We start from the raw sequence: 16,450 nt of genomic DNA, 5'->3' as shown, positions 1-16,450 counted from the left end.
CTCGGCGCGACGCACCGCCTCGCCAACCGCGGCAAGGTCGAGGTCGTCCTGATCGAGGTCCAGACCGGCGCATACCTCGGCGAGGACGACATCGTCCGATACGAGGACATATACGCCAGAACCTAGCCGCAGGCAGGCAGCGGCCATTGGATCCGCAGAGCCTCGCGGCACTGCGGATCAGCTCGTTTCCGCCCGCCCGTGCTTGCCGGGCAGGCGCGCTGGCGCCGTCAGTACAGCGCTGCGATATCGGTATCGCGCAGCATCCGGCGCGCAATCGGGAACGCGCCTGCGGTCAGCAGTTCCGGGAAGAGGGTCCTGATTTCGGCCCGCTGCTCGGTTTCGAGCGCATCCAGCGCCAGGTCCGACGGATTCAGGCTCTCGGCCGCCGCACCGTTCGCGGTGACGATTTCATGGTTATCGAACAGCAGGTGGAAATACTCCACCTCCCCGCCTTCTACCGCGAAGACGTCATCGCGCACGGTCAGCTGCCGAGCGGTCGCCAGAACCTCACGCTGCCCGAACAAGGCCTCGGCCTTCCAGCCCTCGATCAGCACCCGGTGCGCCGGCGAGACGGTGAGATCGCGGTCATTGCCGAGCACGCCGGCCTTGATGGTGATCGGCGCCAGCGCTCCTTCGGCCGGAACGGTGCGCGAGCCGACCCAGCGCAACGGTTGCGCGCCTCGGTCGCGGGTCAAGACCATGTCGCCCGCCTCGAGGTCCTCGACCGCGACCTCGCCCCGATCGGTCAGGATCATCGTGCCGCGGGTGAAGCAGATGATCTCGGAATAGAGGAAGCCGGTCAGATCGTTGACCGAATTGATGACCGAGGTGAGAGTCATTTCCGTCCCGACCGGGGGAACCTCGCCCTTGATCACGGTGATGGTTTCGAGCCCACTCGGCAGAAACACGTCCACCCGGCCGAATTCTGTCGTCTGGACTACACCGCCTCCGTCGGTCCAAGTGTAGACCCAGATCTTGCCCAGATCGATGGAGATATCGGTGTTAACCGTACCATCGCTTTCGGTGATGTCGGCTTCAGCATCGTGCCGGGGCTGTCCGTTGCCGTCAACGCCGCCAATTTCACGGAAGATGTTGTCGTCATCGGTGACAACCATGCTGCCCTTCGGCGCACCGAAAGTCGCATCGAAGTTTGCCTGGTCCATCGTGAACGTCGACCCGATCGTATTCGGGAACGTGCTTTGAGAGTTGAACTCGAAAAAAGTGACGTTGAAATCGGGCATTGTCGTACCTGGGTCCTCTACTCGTTAGGCTCCGAGAAGCTCGGCAGGGTCATCCGGAACATGGATCGACCCCAGAATGTTCACTGCGAGATTTGCGATCCCCTCAGGACAGAACTCCCCGATTATGTGCTCGGGCTACGCTCCATCCACCAGTCGGACCACGAGAAAATATAGGCATGCCCCGAATTTCAGGCAAGTTAATACGCGATCAGGATTAATTAATATGTTCAAAAGGTTAACTGGCCCTCGAAAATACTCATCGCATTATTTGGATACCACCCAGAGGCAAGAAGGGCGCTCAACTCATCTGCCTGCATTTGTGCGAATGGAGCGCCCCGGAGCGTCACTCGCATACGGCACCCAAGCCATCAGGCTCAGACCGGCGCCTATCTCTGCAAGGACATCATTCCGCGATAAGATCGCGTTACGCCACGGCGTGGTTCTGGCATGCATTCCTTGATCGCGACGGATCGGGAAAGGCAGCGGCCGACTACCGGGTGGATGTCTCTTTGAGGCCTCTTCGCACGAGACCCGGTCAGTCGCGCATCTTCAGGACCTTGGCAGGCACTCCGGCGACTATGGCGTTGTCGGGAACATCCTGCGTCACGACCGCACCGGCGCCTATGACAGCGCCCTCCCCTACCGTGACCCCCGCAGTCACTATGACCCGCGCTCCCAGCCAGGCTCCTGCGCCAATGCGAATATCACGCTCATTCTTGGGCTGGGCCGTTATCAGTTCATCCTTGGCCAACCCATAATCAGAAGCCGTCAGGAAACAGTCCGGCCCGAAGGTGGCGTCCGCGCCGATCTCGATGCGCCCCTTGCTGTCCCCCCCCCACAGTGAGCAGCGCGCTCCGATCTGCACCCGGTCCCCGATGCTGATCCGTTCCGGATTTGCAAAAGCCACATTCGGTGCGATGCGAACGCCCTGCCCTAGCGACACCCGGCGGAGCGGCGCGACATGCACATAATTATAGTAATGAAGCAAGCGCAGCCCATGCAGCAGCGCACGGGGATCCACGACCGATGCCGCCCCCCGCAAAGTCTTGACGAAAAGCCGAGTGTCCTTGCGATTCTTCATCCGGCGCGCCCCTCACCGGACAGCGCCGGGTACCCGGCCCGCCATTCATCCCGACGCCCCCAGACTTCGAGCCAACCGTCGCGGGTTTTGCGCCAGGAGGGCTTGCCCGTCACCAGCGCCAGCAGGGATGACAACATCAGACGTGAGGCTGGCCACAACGTCAGGAACGCTTTGGCCAACGGCTGCTGCCACACCGGAAAGGTCCGCTGTACCAAGGTCATCTTGGCCTTCAGCAGCATCACATGCTTGCGGCTGCGCACCGTCGTCGACGCCCCCACATAATGGATGATCTCGGCCTCTGGAGATATCCGGGGCTGCGCGCCCAGCTTGCGCGCCCGCAGACAGAGATCCGCCTCTTCGCCATACATGACGTAGGACAGGTCAAACCCCCCTAGCCGATCCCAGAACTCCCGTTCGATCAGGAAGAAACAGCCGGTGACGATGTCCACCTCACGCTCGGTATCGCGAGCCCACCCCCCGTATCCCTCGGCATTGAAAATCGGGCTGTTGGGAAAAACCCGTTCCAGTCCCAAGGTGCGGGACAGAAGCGTCCATAGGTTCATGCGGCGCCAGCAATTCGTCGGGTTCAGCTGGCCATCGCCGTACAATGTGCGGCCGCCCCAGATTTTTGCCTCCGGCGCACGGCGAGCAAAGGCCATCAGCCTGTCGATCGCACGATCCAGCACGACCGTATCGGGGTTCAAGAGCAGGACGTAATGTCCGGAGGAGTGCGGCACCGCCATGTTGTTGCCGCCCGCGAACCCATGATTCGACTTTTCCGCGAACAGGATCACGTCGGGAAACTGCGCCGCGATCGCCTCGGCCGAGCCGTCGTGGGAATCATTGTCGACCACGATGATCTCGTAGCTGGTTTCGCGCGTCTGCTCGATCACCGAGCGCAGGCAGGCCAGCGTCATTTCGCGTGTGTTGAAACTGACGATGATGATCGAGAGGTCAGGCGCCTCCGCCCCACCCTGTCCGTTCGTCACGCCTTCGGCCGTGCCGGATTTCCCCGTCATCCGTCTGTCCCCGATCCCCTCTGCTCCCCGCGTCCGACCCTAGTGTCCCCGGCGCCCCAAAGGAATCGCAATCGGCCAACGCGGAGTGAGAGAACACAACAATAACGCCGATTTCATGGTACTTCCGGATGTGATGGCAGCAAATTGCCCGAGTCCGACATGAACCGCACCGCACCGCACGGCCCGCCCCGCGTGTCCGTCGTCATCCCGCACCTGAACCACGCCGAGGCGCTGCGCCGCTGCCTGGCCGCGCTGGACGCCCAGCAGGACCCGCCGCCCTTCGAGGCGATCGTGGTCGACAACGGCTCGCACGCGCTGCCCGAGGCGGTGCTGGCGGCGTTCCCCTTCGCCCGCCTGCTGACCGAGGCAACGCCTGGCCCCGGCCCCGCGCGCAGCACCGGGGCGCGGCAGGCGCGGGGCGAGCTCCTGGCCTTCATCGACGCCGACTGCATCGCCGCGCCCGACTGGCTGGCGGTGCTGACGGATTACCTGGACGCGCACCCGCAGACCGGGGTGATCGGCGGCAACGTGACCATCGCCCTCGCCGATCCGGCCCTGCCGACCCCGGTCGAGGCCTATGAGAGCGTCTGGGGCTACCGCATGAAACTTTACGTCGAACGCGACGGCTATACCGCGACCTGCAACATGGCCACACGCCGCGCGGTGTTCGAGGCGATCGGCGATTTCGCCGGCATCGGCCTCGCCGAGGACGTGGACTGGGGCCGCCGGGCGAGCGCCGCCGGGGTGCGGCTGGACTATGTGCCGGACATGCGCATCGCCACCCCCGCCCGCGACAGCTTCGCCGAGCTGGCGCGCAAATGGGACCGGCACATCGGCCACGACCACGCCGCGGTGCGCGGGTTGGGGGGCCAACTGCGCTGGGGGGCGCGGGCACTGGCGCTGGCGGCCTCGCCGCTGGCCGAACTGCCCTTGCTGGCGCGCACCGACCGGCTGTCGGGCGCCCGGGCAAAGGCCCGCGCCTTCGGGTGCCTCACGCGAATCCGGCTGCACCGGACACGCCGCATGCTCAGCCTGTTGATGCGCGGCAGCGGCGAAGATCTGGCCGGGCGCTGGCGGCAAACCTGAATTTTGTCACAAAGCACCGCTATCGGAAGACTTACAGCGTGGAAACTGCGGTACCGCACGTCTAATCTCGGGCTCAGGGGACGTTGCCCGAACGGTGGGGACCGTTCGTGTGTGACAAGTGGGGAAGTGACAGCATGAAAGTAGCTATTTTCGCCGGCGGCAAGGGCTCGCGACTGATCGAGGAGACGCGGGTGCGGCCCAAGCCCCTCGTCGAGATCGGCAACCGGCCGATCCTGTGGCACATCATGCAGCACTATTCGCACCACGGGCACCACGAGTTCGTGCTCGCGCTCGGTTACATGGGCAACCTGATCAAGAAATACATCGCCGACCTGTGCCAGTATTCCGGCAACCTGCGGGTCGATTTCGGCCAGCGCGAGCTGTTCGGCCAGCCGGCGCTCAACGGCGTCGACAACGCGCCGCGCCCGCCCTGGGTGGTCGACCTGATCGACACCGGCGAAGAGACCATGACCGGCGGCCGCCTGGCCCGGCTGCAGCCCTATCTCGGCGGCGAGACCTTCATGCTGACCTATGGCGACGGGGTCTCGAACGTCGACCTCAAGGCGCTGATGGAATTCCACCGCTCGCACGGCAAGCTGGCGACCATGACCATGGTGCGGCCGCTGACCACCTTCGGCCATCTGGGCGTGCGCGAGGACGGGCTGGTCGAGGGCTTCCAGGAAAAGCCCGAGACCGCGATGGACTGGATCAACGGCGGCTTCTTCATCCTGGAGCCGGGCGTGTTCGACGCCGTGGCCGACGTCAACGGCGACGAGATCATGTGGGAGCAGGGACCGCTTCCCAAGCTGATGGAAATGGGCGAGCTGATGGCCTACCGCCATCCGGGCTTCTGGTATTGCATGGATCACCTGGCCGACAAGCGCCGGCTCGAGGACATGTGGGCCAGCGGCAAACGTCCCTGGGCCACCTGGGAGCGGGAGCATCCGCCCACCGACACCGCCGGCAAGGCCCACCAGCCCGGCGCCAGCGCCGGCATCGGCCGCGGCGGCAACCCCGGCGACTGGGTGCGTTACCAGTCGCTGTGATCCCGCGCCACCCGGTCGGCGGCCGTTACAGCAACGCGACCCCCAGGGCGAACAGCACCAGGTTGAGCAGGAAGGCCCAGAGATAGACTCGGGTCATCCGCACCGCGGCGCCGTCCGCGTTCCGGGAAAAGGCGATCACCGGCCAGGTGATCGCCGCAACGGCCGTCACCAGCGCCCCAAACAGCAGCCCCGCCGCCGCATAGACAAACAGGTGATACAGCGGCCGCTCGCCCAGCACCCCCAGGCGCAGCCGCGCGCCGGAGAGCGAGTCCCAGATCTCTGCCGGCCAGGGCAGAACGCCCAGCAGCGAAACCAGTGCCGAATAGACCGCGATGAAAGCCGCCGCACCCAGGAAGAAGAGCACACTTACCCACGTCGCCGTAGAAACCGAGTGCCACGTCATCGAACCCACCATTTTAGTCCCCCACCGGGCCAGTTTAACCGCTAAAGGCCAGACCGTGATAGAAAATCATCACACCATTGCCCGTAAATAGTTTCCGAGCTTACGTATTTAGGGTACGGTACGCGCCGGGGAGTATGCGTATGCACCGCCCTGGCGTATCCGTGGCGCCAGGACGGATGCTGGGGGTAATCACGGGCTACCGGTGACATCTTGCAACGTCTGGACTTCGTCGACAGCACCAGGGGCGTGGCGGTCGTACTCGCAATGCTCTCCCACAGCCTGATCGTGTATGCACCCGAGGTCAGCCTGTTCAAACCGATCACCCGCAGCGCCACGCCGACCTTCCTGATCCTGTTCGGCATCATGCTCGAGGTCGCCTACCTGTCCAAGGTCCGCGCCGGCCGGTCTCTGCTGTCCGCCCGGCGCCGACTGCTGGGCAAGGCGATCACCTGCTATCTGCTGTTCGCGCTCATCACGCTCGCCGCCTTCGTCACCGGAAAGCTCGCCGTCACCGAAACCCGAGACGCGCTGCTGATGTCCGGCGGCGGACGGTTCGGCAACATCCTGACGCTCTACACGGCGATGTTCCTGATCTTCTTCCTCGCCGCTCCGCTGGTGCTGCGCCACGGCGCGCCCCTGGTCGCGGGCGCGGCGGCGATCTGCTGGCTGGCCTCGGGCGTCGCGGCACGCGGCGGGCTGTCTGACGCCTATGCGCTGCAGTACCTGCTGGGGCACGACGCTGGACGCGGACCGGCGGTACTGCTGGGACTGGTCCTGGTCGCCTTCGGCATGTTCATCGGCGAAGCGCTGACCGGGCGCCGCAGCTGGCACGCCGCAGGAGCCATGCTGGCCGGGGCGACGACGCTGCTGGTCCATGATGCGGTGACGACGGCGCGCAGCGAAGGCCCAAAGGCATTCCTGTCGGACCTGGTCTATGTCTACCGGGGGACAAACAAACCCACGTACTACGCATACGGCATGATCTGTGCCGCCACATATATGCTTCTATTTAGATATCTAGGAAACACGGGAGTATCGCGGTTTTTCGCGGCGTTGGGATGGCAGACGCTGTTCTACTACGGTTTCGGGAACATCCTGCTGAACCTGCTTCCCGAATATTCCGCCGCCTTCCCGTTCGATATGCTGATCGTTGCGGCCTTCATCGGCGTCCTCACCGTTCTGGCGCTGGACCGCGCCAGCGTCGAACCGCTGCAGCAGCGCTTAAGCTTCGGGATATTCGACAGCGTGGGCAGGGTCTACAGCGGCGCGGTTTCGCGCAGCATCGAACAGGTTCCATTCCTGCGCGACGCGGCGCGGCGCTGAAAGCCCTTGCCTACCGCCGCTGCTTGAATCGTTCGGTGACCAGCGGGTCGGCCGTCACCTTGATCTTCTGCGGGATCTTGTAGGGTTCGAGCCGTCCCGAAAGGCCCTGGCGCAGGGCGGTGCGGACCGCCGTCGGGGTGGCCGCGGGGTCGGTCATGCGGATGCGTGCCGTCACCACTGCGCCCAGGATCGGGTGCGGGGCGCCGCTGACCGCGACCTCGGCGACGCCGGGCAGGCGGGCGATCTCGGCCTCGACCTCGGCCGGAAAGACCTTCTGCCCGCCGACGTTGATCACGTCGCTGTCCCTCCCGAGGAACCGCACCATGTCGCCGCGGACCTCGACCCGGTCGCCGGTGCGGTACCAGCCGTCCTCGGTGAAGGGCGAGGGTGCGTTCAGGTAGCCCAGCATCGCGGTGCCGGTCTTCACCTCCAGCAGCCCCTCGACGACGCGCCAGTCCGCACCCTGCCCTCCGATCCGGATCCAGCGCGAGGCGTTGCCTTCCGATTTCGAGCGCAGCGCGCCGATTTCCGAGGTTCCGTATTTCTGCACCAGCCGCGCCTTCGGAAGCGCCGCCGCGACCCGCTCCAGCAGGGCCTGGGGCATCATCTCGGCGCCGTAGGTGACGATCTTCAGGCTGCTCAGGTCATGGCGTTCATGCGCCCCCGACAGCAGCATCAGGTTCAGGAACGAGGGCGCCGTGGGCAGCACCTCGACCGCCTCGGCCGCGATCAGGCGGCAGATCGCCTCGGGGGTGCGATCGGCCGGACAGACGATCGTCGAGGCGTTCGACAGGCAGTAGAGCAGCGTGTCCACGCCCGCGATATGGTCGAACAGCAGGAAGGCCAGCGTGCGGAAATCCTTGCCGGGCGTCTCGAACTTCGACAGCAGCCGCGTCGCGTCGTGCACCGCGCCCTTGGAGACGCCGGTGGTCCCGGACGAGAAGATCACCAGCCCCGGCACCCCCCTGCCCCGCAGATCGTCATAGAGCGCGTGGGCGGAGGCCCCCGGCCCCGGCTCGATGGTTCCGCTGGCGGCGTCCACGATCCAGGCGGCCTGGCCGACGTCGGCGAACTCGGCGGCCTTTTCCAGGCTCACCGGGGCGACCGGCGAGACCACCGCGCCCCGCGCCCAGAGCGCCAGCAGGAAGGCCGTCGCCGCCGCGCCGAAATCGCCGCGCAGCTGCACCGAGGCGCCGGGGCCCACCCCCGCCGCATCGAGCGCCGCGCCCGCCTCCCCGATCCGCGCCAGCAGCCCGGCATAGCTCTCGCGGCTGCCGTCCGCCTCGACGAAGGCGGTCTTGTCCCCGGCCGCTGCGAAACGCTCCAGCAGGAAGCCGCCCGCCGTCATCGCCTCAGACCCCGCCCAGGTAGAGCGTCTGCCCGGTGACGAAATCCGACTCCCCCCGCAGGAAGAAGTCGCAGACGTTGAGCACATCCTCCATCGTGCCGTAGCGCGGGATCGCCTGGCGGGCGATCAGCGCGTCCATCTTCTCCTGCGGGACGGACCCCACGAGATCGGTCGGCACCGGCGTCGGGCCGACCGCGTTGACGGTGATGCCGAAGGGCGCGAACTCCCGCGCCAGCACTTCCGTCAGCGAGACCACGGCAGCCTTGGACGCGGCATAGACCGCCTCGCCCTCCAGCTTCAGCGGGGTGGCCACGGTGGCGAAGTTTACGATGCGCCCGGTCTTGCGGCGGCCCATGACCTTGGCTGCCTCGCGGCAGAAGTAGAAGCTGCCGTAGACGTTGGTCGCGAACACCCGCTGCATGGTCGAGCCCGGGGTCAGCATCGCATGGTTCATCGAGGCGATGCCGGCGTTGTTCAGGAGCGCGTCCAGCCGGCCATGCGCCCGGCCGACCTGGCGCATCATCGAGGCGACGGCGCGCTCGTCGGCCACGTCCAGTTCGAAATGCGTGTAGCGGCTGTCGTCGATGTCCGCGGCGCCGCGGGCGCAGCCCACGACGGTCCAGCCGCGCTCCAGGTATTGCTCCACCAGGAAGCGCCCGATCCCCTTGCGGGTGCCGGTGATGGCGATCACGCGGGTATCGGTCATTGGCGCTTCGGTCACGCGGTGGCGGCCTGTTCTTCGTTAGAGATCTCGACGGCATATTCGGCCAGCGCGCGCAGGCTGCGATAGGGGCTGCGCTTGCGCGACATGGCCGCCTCGGAGGCCAGCACGATGTCCTCGCCGGTGGCGTCCCCGAGGTGCTGCTCGGCGGCCATGACCAGGTTCACCAGGCCGACGGAATCGAGCAGGCTGCCGGGGCCGAACAGCACCGCGTCCGGGTCCTTGGACAGCTGCTTGTCTTCGGGCTGCGAGAGGTTCATCTCGTCGACGGCGCTCTCCATCGCGCCCAGGGCGGTCTCGTAGGTCAGGGGCATGCCGATACTCCTCGGAACTGAAAACGGTACAGGTACTGATGTGTCATTCGGGCTCCCGCGGAATGACGCGCGGCGGAGGGATGAACAGCGACCGGTCGGCGGGCACATCCGCCGAAACGACGCAATTGGGACCGATGCTGACATTGTCGCCGATGCTGACGTTGCCGATGACGATCACGCCCGGCGCGAAGGAGACGTTGTTGCCGACCACCGGCCCTTGTCCCCGCACCCAATCGGCACCGCTGCCGATGCCGAAGGTCACGCCCTGGCGCACCACGCAATCGTCGCCGATGGTACCGAACTGATGGAAGACGATGCCGTGCTGATGCGCGATCAGCAGGCGCCGCCCGATCCTGGCCGAGCGCATCAGCTCGATCCCGTAGACATTGCGGCAGAAGCGCCTCCCCAGGGAATAGACCAGGCCGACGAGCTGCCGCAGCCCGGGCGGCAGCGTGGTGGCCCAGGTGCCGATGCGGTAGATCCAGAGCGTCTGCAGGCCGGGGCGCGACAGCTCTCCGTGATGGGTGCGCAGATCCTCGCGCAGGATCGTCCAGATGCCCTGCGCACGGATCAGGTCGGCGCCCGTGAGGGTGCCGACACCGGCTTCCATCCCCTGTCCGTCCATGCTCATCCCGTAACCAGGCCTCTCGACAACACCCCCAGGCCAGCCTCCCATCATACCCGTTTCAGGCATGAAGCCCTCAGACAAAAATGCCGCGCATCATTTCTTGTTCCGCACTGGTTCCGTATCGGTCCGCTCCCCGTTCCCTCACTCCCCGATCAACGCCCAGTTCGCATCCTTCTCCGACAGCACCGAGACCGGCACAGGCCAGTCGATCCCCAGCGCCGGATCGTCGTAGCGGTATCCCCCCTCCACGCCCGGCGTGTAGAACTCACCCACCGAGTAGATCGCCTCGGCCCCGTCGGTCAGGGTCAGGTAGCCGTGGGCGAACATCTCGGGCACATAGAGCGCGCGGCGATTGGCGGCGCTCAGCTCCACCCCGAAATGCTGCATGTAGGTGGGCGAGTCGGGGCGGATGTCCACGATCACGTCCCAGATCGCCCCGGCGGTGCAGCGCACCAGCTTGGTCTCGGCGGCGGGGGGGCGCTGGTAGTGCAGCCCGCGCAACGTGCCAGCCTTGTGGTTGAAGGACAGGTTCGCCTGCGCGATCACAGGTTTCAGCCCCTGCGCCTCGAACTCCTTGGCGCAAAAGGCGCGGGCGAAGAACCCGCGGTCATCGCGGATCTCCTCGAGGTCGATGACATAGGCGCCGGCGAGGCCGGTCTCCGTGAAAATCATGCGGGCCCCATCCTTCTCGTTCGCAAGTCTACCCCTTCACCGCCAGGTGATCGGCCAGCCGCAGGGCCAGCTGAACGATGGTCAGCGTCGGATTGACATATCCCCCCGAGGGGAAGACCGACGAGCCGCCGACATAGAGATTGCCCAGGCCGTGCACTTTCAGATCGCTGTCCACGACGCCGTCCGCCGGGCTGGCGCTCATCCGGGTCCCGCCCATGTGGTGATAATGCGCGGGCGTCGATCCCAGCATCATCGGTCTCTCGGGACGAACGATCCAGTCGTTCGGCCGCATCCGGCCCAGGTCGGCCTCGGCGAACCGGCCTGCCAGGCCCAGGGTCAGCGTCTCGATCGTGCGACGGTCGGTTTCGGTGGCGCGCCAGTGCAGCTCCACCTCGGGCAGGCCCAGCGGGTCGGTCGTCGTCCCCAGCGCCACCCGGTTGTCGTAATCCGGAGCCTGCTCCCACATCGCCTGCACGCGGGCGCCGCAGACCAGGTCGCGCTCCAGCAGGCCCATCAGTCGCCGACCTATCGGCGGCGCCACGCACATGATGTCTGCGACCAGCTGCTTGGTGCCGGCATAGGCCTGTTCCAGAAACAGGAAAGTAGCGTTCAGCACCCCTTCACGGCGCTGGAACTCCTCGCTCATCGCGAAATAAAGCTCGCTTCCCTGGCTGCGCCAGGCGGGGCTTTCCATCTCGGCACCGGTCTGGTTCACCAAGTTCCGGGACACCACCGCCTCGGCCACGAGCCCGTCGAAATGCTCCATCCAGTAGCGCCCGATCAGATCCGGGTTCGGCACCAGGCTGCCCCCGGCCTGCTCGTTGGCCCACAGCAGCAGGCGGGAGTTCTCGATCCCGCCCAGGCACAGCACGAAAGTCTCGGCCTCGACGCTCCAGCGGCGGGTCGCCTCGCCCCCGGTCTGCCCCGAGACGATCTCGGCGCTCCGGATCCGCGGCCCGTCCGGCCCCTCGTCCGGGGTCAGGCCCACGAGGGCGCTGTTCAGGAAGACCCGCAGGTTCTGCGAGCGCTCGCAGTAATCGTAGTACTTGTCGCCAAAGCGTACGGGCGGGCTGAAATGGAACGTCACCCGGCGCAGATCCGGCGCCAGTTCCGTCTCGGGAAATTCGGCGGGGATCTCCAGCAACTCGCAGGCCGGTCCCAGCCAGGGATCGAGCGCCTCGCGGCCGATCGGCCAGTCCGCACCGGGCGTGATCGCCCCGATGGCGAAGTCGTGCGCGTCGAGCGGGCGGCACTGGCCGCCCCAATGCCCCGAGGTGCCGCCCAGCATCCGCAGGCGGGCGTCGCGCAGATCGAAATAGGGATCGCCCACGACCTTGCCGGCATAGAGCTCCTGCGAGTCCGGATCCCAGTCGCGGCCCCCGGCCTCGAGAAGCAGCACGTTCTTGCCGTTCTCTGCCAGACTATGGGCAATGGTCATGCCCGCCGGCCCCGAGCCGATCACGCAGACCTGCGCCCGCTCGACATGTCCGTCGGGGAACTCGGTTGCGGACAGGAACATCTCAGACGTCCCCCGGAGCCAGAACCCACCCTCCGCGCAGCAGCAGCGGCGCGCCGAAGCGGATTCCGCCCCCCATCAGCAACAGCGCCGCGGTGCCGGTCATCAGGACCCGGCGCCGAGCCGGTCTGCGGGGCGAATCCCCCCCGCTGTCGGTGTCAGGCATGAGCATGGCCGATGGTCTCCTCGCTTGCGTGACCGCCGTCCTGCATCACTGCGGCGGCGCGTTCTTCCAGCGCCCGCCGGCGGGAGGCGAGTTGCGGCCTCTCCGGCAGGTCGATCAGGTCCAGCAGTTGCTGCCAGCGCCAGGCATAGTCGTGCCGGCGCAGCGCGTTGGACACATTGCGGCGCCGGGCCGCGTCGAGCCGCGCGGGCTGACGCTCCAGTTCCGCCACGAAGGCACCGATGTCCGGGCAGTCGTAGGGGATCTGGAAGACCGCATCCTCCCAGCCGAAATGCGCGTCGAAGGCAGGATTGTCGATACGGTCGCCCAGAAGAATGGTCCCCGCGGCGGTGCCCTCGGTGTAGCGCAGGCCGAACTCGATCTGCGCACCGCGCTCGCCCGGGCGGCTCATCTTGGCCATGTGAGCGAAGAAATACTGCGTGCGCTGCAACTGGCCGGCATAGTTGCGGCGGTGCAGGACATGGGATTTCGCGTTGCGCCGCCCGCCGGTGGTGTCGTGCAGGTAGAACCGTCGCGTGTTCTCGGCATAGTCCACCAGCGCCGCGTGGGTCACCGGGGAGATCCCGCCGATATTGTAGAAATCGATCACCCGCTCCGGCGGATCCGGCCAGGGACAGAAGGCGAGCGCATCGACTCCCCAGGGCAGGTAGGTCACCGGCACCGACAGCCTCTGCTGTAGCGGCTCGGTGCTGTGGTGGAACGGGCTGATCACGTGGTCGAACGCATTCAGCACGTCGAGCAGCCGCCCGAGCGTGGCGATGTCGTCGACCCACAATTCCTGCAGCCAGCACACCGCGCGCCCCGCCCGCTTGCGCCAGTCCGGCAGCGAGCCAAGCGTCAGCAGGTCCCGCGGCTGCGCGGCGAAGAAGAAGAACAGGTCGTAATCCCGGTCGAGGGGAGCAACGTCCAGACCGCTGCCCATCCGCGCCGCAATCGGCGTGCGCCGGGACAACCAGCGATGCGCGCTCAGGCGACGTTCCGACAGGCCTCGGTGACGGGGAGTCAGGATCTCGGCATCGTCCAGATCGCTGGCGACCACATCCTCGAACTCGTAGCCACCGGCGCGCGAAACGTGCGCATCCAACTCACGCATGGAATAAATACACACGCGCGGCTGACCGGCGTGCTGTACCGAAGCATTCATGACCACCCCTCCCCCGGACGCGTTCCCCACCGCCCGAGGCGACGTCAAGCATATGCACGCTTAGGCCCGAGTCTAGCATCAAGGTGCCGCAGAAATGTGATTTTTCCGAGGCTGGAGCCGATCTTGCGCGCTCTGGTAGAGCGCGACTGCGTAGACGCTTCGCGATGAATGCGCCATAACCGCCCCGGGGTATCTTACAAACTGCAGGCGGGGGATTCATGATCCTGGTCGATTCTTCACTCCGGGCGCGGGCTGCGGCCGGCAACCCGGTTCGCTTCGGCATGTTCGGTGCCGGCTTCATGGGACGGGGCATCGCCAACCAGGTGCTGAACTACATGCCGGGCATGGAACTGTCGGTGATCTGCAACCGCACCGTCGCCGCCGCCATCGCCGCCTACGAGGATTACGGCGTCCCGCGCGAGCGCATCGTCGAGGTCACCACGCCGGGCGAGTTGCAGGACGCCATGGACGCCGGCAAGTTCGCCGTCACGGCCGATCCGGCCGTCGCCTGCGGCGCGCCGGGCATCGAGGCGCTGGTCGAGGCCACCGGCCATGTCGAATACGGCGCCCAAGTCACCATGGCCGCGATCGAGCACGGCAAGCACATGGTGCTGATGAACGCCGAACTCGACGGCACCGTCGGCCCGGTGCTGAAGGCCAAGGCCGATGCGGCAGGCGTGATCCTGACCGGCTGCGACGGCGATCAGCCCGGCGTGCAGATCAACCTGCTGCGCTTCGTCGAGAGCATCGGCCTGATCCCGCGGGTCTGCGGCAACATCAAGGGCCTGCAGGACCGCTATCGCAACCCCACCACGCAGGCCGGGTTCGCGAAACAATGGGGCCAGACCCCGCACATGGTCACCAGCTTCGCCGACGGCACCAAGATCTCGTTCGAGCAGGCCATCGTCGCCAATGCCACCGGCATGCAGGTCGCGCAGCGCGGCATGATCGGCATCGAGCATCGCGGCCCGGTCGACGACATGGTGAGCATGTACGACCTCGACATGCTGCGCGAGAAGGGCGGCATCGTCGAATACGTGGTTGGCGGCCTGCCCTCTCCGGGCGTCTATGTCTTCGCCGAGGCGCAGGACAAGGCGCAGGCGCATTACCTGAACTACGGCAAGCTGGGCGAAGGGCCGCTCTACAGCTTCTACGTGCCCTATCACCTGACGATCTTCGAGGTGCCGCTGTCGGTCGCCCGCGTGGTGCTGTTCGGCGATCACGTGATCGCGCCGAAGGGCGCGCCGGTGGTCGACGTGATCGCCACCGCGAAGATCGACCTCAAGGCCGGGCAGACCCTCGACGGGCTGGGCTGGTACATGACCTACGGCCAGTGCGAGAACTACGACGTGGTGCGCCGCGACAACCTGCTGCCGATGGGCCTGGCCGAGGGCGCGACCCTGCGCCGGGACATCCCCAAGGACCAGGTGCTGACGCTGGACGACGTGGACCTGCCCGACAACCTGGCCTGCAAGCTGCGCGCCGAGCAGGACGCGATGTTTCCGGCCGGTTGAGCCGGCAAATCCCGACGCCGGCCGGCCCTGCCATATTTCCGTGGGTCCGGCCTGCTAGTTCCCTTCACGAGTACCGATCCGACCGGAGGCCATTCCGCCCATGAAAACCGCCCAAGACGTCATCGAGGCCGATCTCGACCACATCTGCCGCAACCTCTCCGACGAGTTCCCCGACCTCTCGGGCAAGCGCCTGCTGATCGTCGGCGGCGGCGGGTTCCTGGGCTACTACCTGGTGCAGTCGGTGCTGCACTGGAACAGGACCTCGGGCCAGACGCCCTGCGACGTGACGGTCTGGGACAACTACATCCGCGGCGTGCCCGAGTGGCTGACGGCGCTGGACGGCGATCCCAACCTGACCCTGCAGAAGCACGACATCACCCACCCGCTGCCGGACGGCATGGGCGATTTCGACTACATCATCCACGCGGCCTCGATCGCCTCGCCGACCTATTACCGGCGCTACCCGATCGAGACCATGGACGCCAACGTGGACGGGCTGCGCCGCCTGCTGGACTACGCGCTGGCGCAGTCCAATGCCGGCAAGCCGCTCTCGGGGTTCCTGTTCTACTCGACCTCCGAGATCTACGGCGATCCGGACCCTGCGCACATCCCGACGCCCGAGACCTATCGCGGCAACGTCTCGTGCACCGGCCCGCGCGCCTGCTATGACGAGAGCAAGCGCTATGGCGAGACGCTCTGCGTGAACTTCGCCCGCGCCTACGGGCTGAAGATCTCGATCGCGCGGCCCTTCAACAATTACGGCCCCGGACTGAAGATCTCCGACCGCCGGGTGCTGCCGGATTTCGCCCGCGACATCCTGGAAGGCCGGGACATCGTGATGCTGTCGGACGGCTCGCCGACGCGGACCTTCTGCTACATCGCCGACGCCATCGTCGGCTATTACAAGATCCTGCTGCGGGGTGAACCGGGCGAGGCCTACAACATCGGCACCGAGGAGCCCGAGATCTCGATGGCGGAGCTCGCCGACCGGGTCGCCGAGCTGGGCCGCGAGCTCTACGACTACAAGGGCCAGGTGGTGCGCAAGGTCTCGGAGGAGGCCGCCTACCTGGTCGACAACCCCAACCGCCGCTGCCCGGTGATCGCCAAGGCGCGCGAGGCGCTGGGATACGATCCGTCGGTCGGCGCCGAGGACGGGCTGCGCCGGGCGCTGATCTGGTATGGCGAGAACGCCGTTGCGGAGGACGCGTGA

17 protein-coding genes and 1 pseudogene are annotated in these 16,450 nt (G+C 66.4%); 6 read left to right on the top strand and 12 right to left on the bottom strand.

Annotation, left to right across the window (positions count from 1 at the left end; all coding sequences use genetic code 11):
* Window positions 1–126 (top strand): annotated as a pseudogene (locus ACW9UR_RS25145) (cupin domain-containing protein); the annotation flags it as partial.
* 101 nt (window positions 127–227) lie between these two features.
* On the opposite strand, the gene ACW9UR_RS25140 reads toward ACW9UR_RS25145, so the two are convergent.
* The 3 genes from ACW9UR_RS25140 to ACW9UR_RS25130 all read right to left on the bottom strand — a co-directional run bounded on the left by ACW9UR_RS25140 (window position 228) and on the right by ACW9UR_RS25130 (window position 3,341).
* Window positions 228–1,241, bottom strand: a complete 1,014-nt coding sequence (locus ACW9UR_RS25140) for a Hint domain-containing protein (RefSeq protein ID WP_458919827.1) — start codon at window positions 1,239–1,241, stop codon at window positions 228–230.
* A 535-nt stretch (window positions 1,242–1,776) separates the two neighbouring features.
* Window positions 1,777–2,322, bottom strand: a complete 546-nt coding sequence (locus ACW9UR_RS25135) for an acyltransferase (protein WP_458919826.1) — start codon at window positions 2,320–2,322, stop codon at window positions 1,777–1,779.
* Window positions 2,319–3,341 (bottom strand): glycosyltransferase family 2 protein, encoded by a 1,023-nt coding sequence (locus ACW9UR_RS25130; protein WP_458919825.1) that lies wholly within the window; start codon window positions 3,339–3,341, stop codon window positions 2,319–2,321. The genes ACW9UR_RS25135 and ACW9UR_RS25130 overlap by 4 nt, the downstream gene beginning before the upstream one ends.
* 159 nt (window positions 3,342–3,500) lie before the next feature.
* Between ACW9UR_RS25130 and ACW9UR_RS25125 the strand changes: the two genes are divergently transcribed.
* Window positions 3,501–4,427 (top strand): glycosyltransferase family 2 protein, encoded by a 927-nt coding sequence (locus ACW9UR_RS25125; protein WP_458919824.1) that lies wholly within the window; start codon window positions 3,501–3,503, stop codon window positions 4,425–4,427.
* Window positions 4,428–4,561: 134 nt separating this feature from the next.
* Window positions 4,562–5,473 (top strand): glucose-1-phosphate cytidylyltransferase, encoded by a 912-nt coding sequence (gene rfbF / locus ACW9UR_RS25120; protein ID WP_458919823.1) that lies wholly within the window; start codon window positions 4,562–4,564, stop codon window positions 5,471–5,473.
* A gap of 25 nt (window positions 5,474–5,498) precedes the next feature.
* Here the strand turns inward: rfbF and ACW9UR_RS25115 are convergent, their stop codons facing one another.
* Window positions 5,499–5,888 (bottom strand): hypothetical protein, encoded by a 390-nt coding sequence (locus ACW9UR_RS25115; protein WP_458919822.1) that lies wholly within the window; start codon window positions 5,886–5,888, stop codon window positions 5,499–5,501.
* Between the two features lie 198 nt (window positions 5,889–6,086).
* Between ACW9UR_RS25115 and ACW9UR_RS25110 the strand changes: the two genes are divergently transcribed.
* Entirely contained in the window at window positions 6,087–7,199 is a 1,113-nt protein-coding gene (locus ACW9UR_RS25110) for a hypothetical protein (protein WP_458919821.1), read from the top strand.
* Window positions 7,200–7,209: 10 nt separating this feature from the next.
* Here the strand turns inward: ACW9UR_RS25110 and ACW9UR_RS25105 are convergent, their stop codons facing one another.
* The 8 genes from ACW9UR_RS25105 to ACW9UR_RS25070 all read right to left on the bottom strand — a co-directional run bounded on the left by ACW9UR_RS25105 (window position 7,210) and on the right by ACW9UR_RS25070 (window position 13,726).
* The gene (locus ACW9UR_RS25105) at window positions 7,210–8,547 is read right to left on the bottom strand and encodes an ANL family adenylate-forming protein (RefSeq protein ID WP_458919820.1); all 1,338 of its coding nucleotides are present in this window, start codon (window positions 8,545–8,547) and stop codon (window positions 7,210–7,212) included.
* 4 nt (window positions 8,548–8,551) lie between these two features.
* On the bottom strand, window positions 8,552–9,253 hold the full coding sequence (locus tag ACW9UR_RS25100) for an SDR family NAD(P)-dependent oxidoreductase (RefSeq protein ID WP_458919819.1): 702 nt from the start codon (window positions 9,251–9,253) through the stop codon (window positions 8,552–8,554).
* A gap of 11 nt (window positions 9,254–9,264) precedes the next feature.
* Window positions 9,265–9,582 (bottom strand): hypothetical protein, encoded by a 318-nt coding sequence (locus ACW9UR_RS25095; RefSeq protein WP_458919818.1) that lies wholly within the window; start codon window positions 9,580–9,582, stop codon window positions 9,265–9,267.
* A gap of 43 nt (window positions 9,583–9,625) precedes the next feature.
* A complete protein-coding gene (locus ACW9UR_RS25090) occupies window positions 9,626–10,207 on the bottom strand; it encodes a serine O-acetyltransferase (protein WP_458919817.1) in 582 nt (193 codons plus the stop codon).
* Window positions 10,208–10,351: 144 nt separating this feature from the next.
* Window positions 10,352–10,882, bottom strand: coding sequence for a dTDP-4-dehydrorhamnose 3,5-epimerase (gene rfbC, locus ACW9UR_RS25085; protein WP_458919816.1), 531 nt, complete (start codon window positions 10,880–10,882; stop codon window positions 10,352–10,354).
* 28 nt (window positions 10,883–10,910) lie between these two features.
* Window positions 10,911–12,401: a GMC oxidoreductase gene (locus ACW9UR_RS25080; RefSeq protein WP_458919815.1), complete on the bottom strand. Its 1,491-nt coding sequence runs from the start codon at window positions 12,399–12,401 to the stop codon at window positions 10,911–10,913.
* A 1-nt stretch (window position 12,402) separates the two neighbouring features.
* Complete coding sequence (locus ACW9UR_RS25075) at window positions 12,403–12,570, bottom strand: hypothetical protein (RefSeq protein WP_458919814.1); 168 nt, start codon at window positions 12,568–12,570, stop codon at window positions 12,403–12,405.
* The gene (locus ACW9UR_RS25070) at window positions 12,557–13,726 is read right to left on the bottom strand and encodes a glycosyltransferase family protein (RefSeq protein ID WP_458919813.1); all 1,170 of its coding nucleotides are present in this window, start codon (window positions 13,724–13,726) and stop codon (window positions 12,557–12,559) included. Before ACW9UR_RS25070 ends, ACW9UR_RS25075 begins: the two co-directional genes overlap by 14 nt.
* 218 nt (window positions 13,727–13,944) lie before the next feature.
* Here ACW9UR_RS25070 and ACW9UR_RS25065 point away from each other — a divergent pair, with 218 nt between their 5' ends.
* A complete protein-coding gene (locus ACW9UR_RS25065; RefSeq protein ID WP_458919812.1) occupies window positions 13,945–15,240 on the top strand; it encodes an NAD(P)H-dependent oxidoreductase in 1,296 nt (431 codons plus the stop codon).
* A 100-nt stretch (window positions 15,241–15,340) separates the two neighbouring features.
* Window positions 15,341–16,450 (top strand): NAD-dependent epimerase/dehydratase family protein, encoded by a 1,110-nt coding sequence (locus ACW9UR_RS25060; RefSeq protein WP_458919811.1) that lies wholly within the window; start codon window positions 15,341–15,343, stop codon window positions 16,448–16,450.

Source organism: Halovulum sp. GXIMD14794 (assembly GCF_054457455.1).
The sequence above is the reverse complement of the archived record's forward strand: the minus strand, read 5'-3'. Positions and strand labels throughout refer to the sequence as shown.

What these genes read in the sequence shown, in the direction of transcription:
- ACW9UR_RS25140 (WP_458919827.1), bottom strand. Translation starts at nt 1,241, where the DNA reads ATGCCCGATTTCAACGTCACTTTTTTCGAGTTCAACTCTCAAAGCACG.
- ACW9UR_RS25135 (WP_458919826.1), bottom strand. Translation starts at nt 2,322, where the DNA reads ATGAAGAATCGCAAGGACACTCGGCTTTTCGTCAAGACTTTGCGGGGG.
- ACW9UR_RS25130 (WP_458919825.1), bottom strand. Translation starts at nt 3,341, where the DNA reads ATGACGGGGAAATCCGGCACGGCCGAAGGCGTGACGAACGGACAGGGT.
- ACW9UR_RS25125 (WP_458919824.1), top strand. Translation starts at nt 3,501, where the DNA reads ATGAACCGCACCGCACCGCACGGCCCGCCCCGCGTGTCCGTCGTCATC.
- rfbF (WP_458919823.1), top strand. Translation starts at nt 4,562, where the DNA reads ATGAAAGTAGCTATTTTCGCCGGCGGCAAGGGCTCGCGACTGATCGAG.
- ACW9UR_RS25115 (WP_458919822.1), bottom strand. Translation starts at nt 5,888, where the DNA reads ATGGTGGGTTCGATGACGTGGCACTCGGTTTCTACGGCGACGTGGGTA.
- ACW9UR_RS25105 (WP_458919820.1), bottom strand. Translation starts at nt 8,547, where the DNA reads ATGACGGCGGGCGGCTTCCTGCTGGAGCGTTTCGCAGCGGCCGGGGAC.
- ACW9UR_RS25100 (WP_458919819.1), bottom strand. Translation starts at nt 9,253, where the DNA reads ATGACCGATACCCGCGTGATCGCCATCACCGGCACCCGCAAGGGGATC.
- ACW9UR_RS25095 (WP_458919818.1), bottom strand. Translation starts at nt 9,582, where the DNA reads ATGCCCCTGACCTACGAGACCGCCCTGGGCGCGATGGAGAGCGCCGTC.
- ACW9UR_RS25090 (WP_458919817.1), bottom strand. Translation starts at nt 10,207, where the DNA reads ATGGACGGACAGGGGATGGAAGCCGGTGTCGGCACCCTCACGGGCGCC.
- rfbC (WP_458919816.1), bottom strand. Translation starts at nt 10,882, where the DNA reads ATGATTTTCACGGAGACCGGCCTCGCCGGCGCCTATGTCATCGACCTC.
- ACW9UR_RS25080 (WP_458919815.1), bottom strand. Translation starts at nt 12,401, where the DNA reads ATGTTCCTGTCCGCAACCGAGTTCCCCGACGGACATGTCGAGCGGGCG.
- ACW9UR_RS25075 (WP_458919814.1), bottom strand. Translation starts at nt 12,570, where the DNA reads ATGCTCATGCCTGACACCGACAGCGGGGGGGATTCGCCCCGCAGACCG.
- ACW9UR_RS25070 (WP_458919813.1), bottom strand. Translation starts at nt 13,726, where the DNA reads ATGAATGCTTCGGTACAGCACGCCGGTCAGCCGCGCGTGTGTATTTAT.
- ACW9UR_RS25065 (WP_458919812.1), top strand. Translation starts at nt 13,945, where the DNA reads ATGATCCTGGTCGATTCTTCACTCCGGGCGCGGGCTGCGGCCGGCAAC.
- ACW9UR_RS25060 (WP_458919811.1), top strand. Translation starts at nt 15,341, where the DNA reads ATGAAAACCGCCCAAGACGTCATCGAGGCCGATCTCGACCACATCTGC.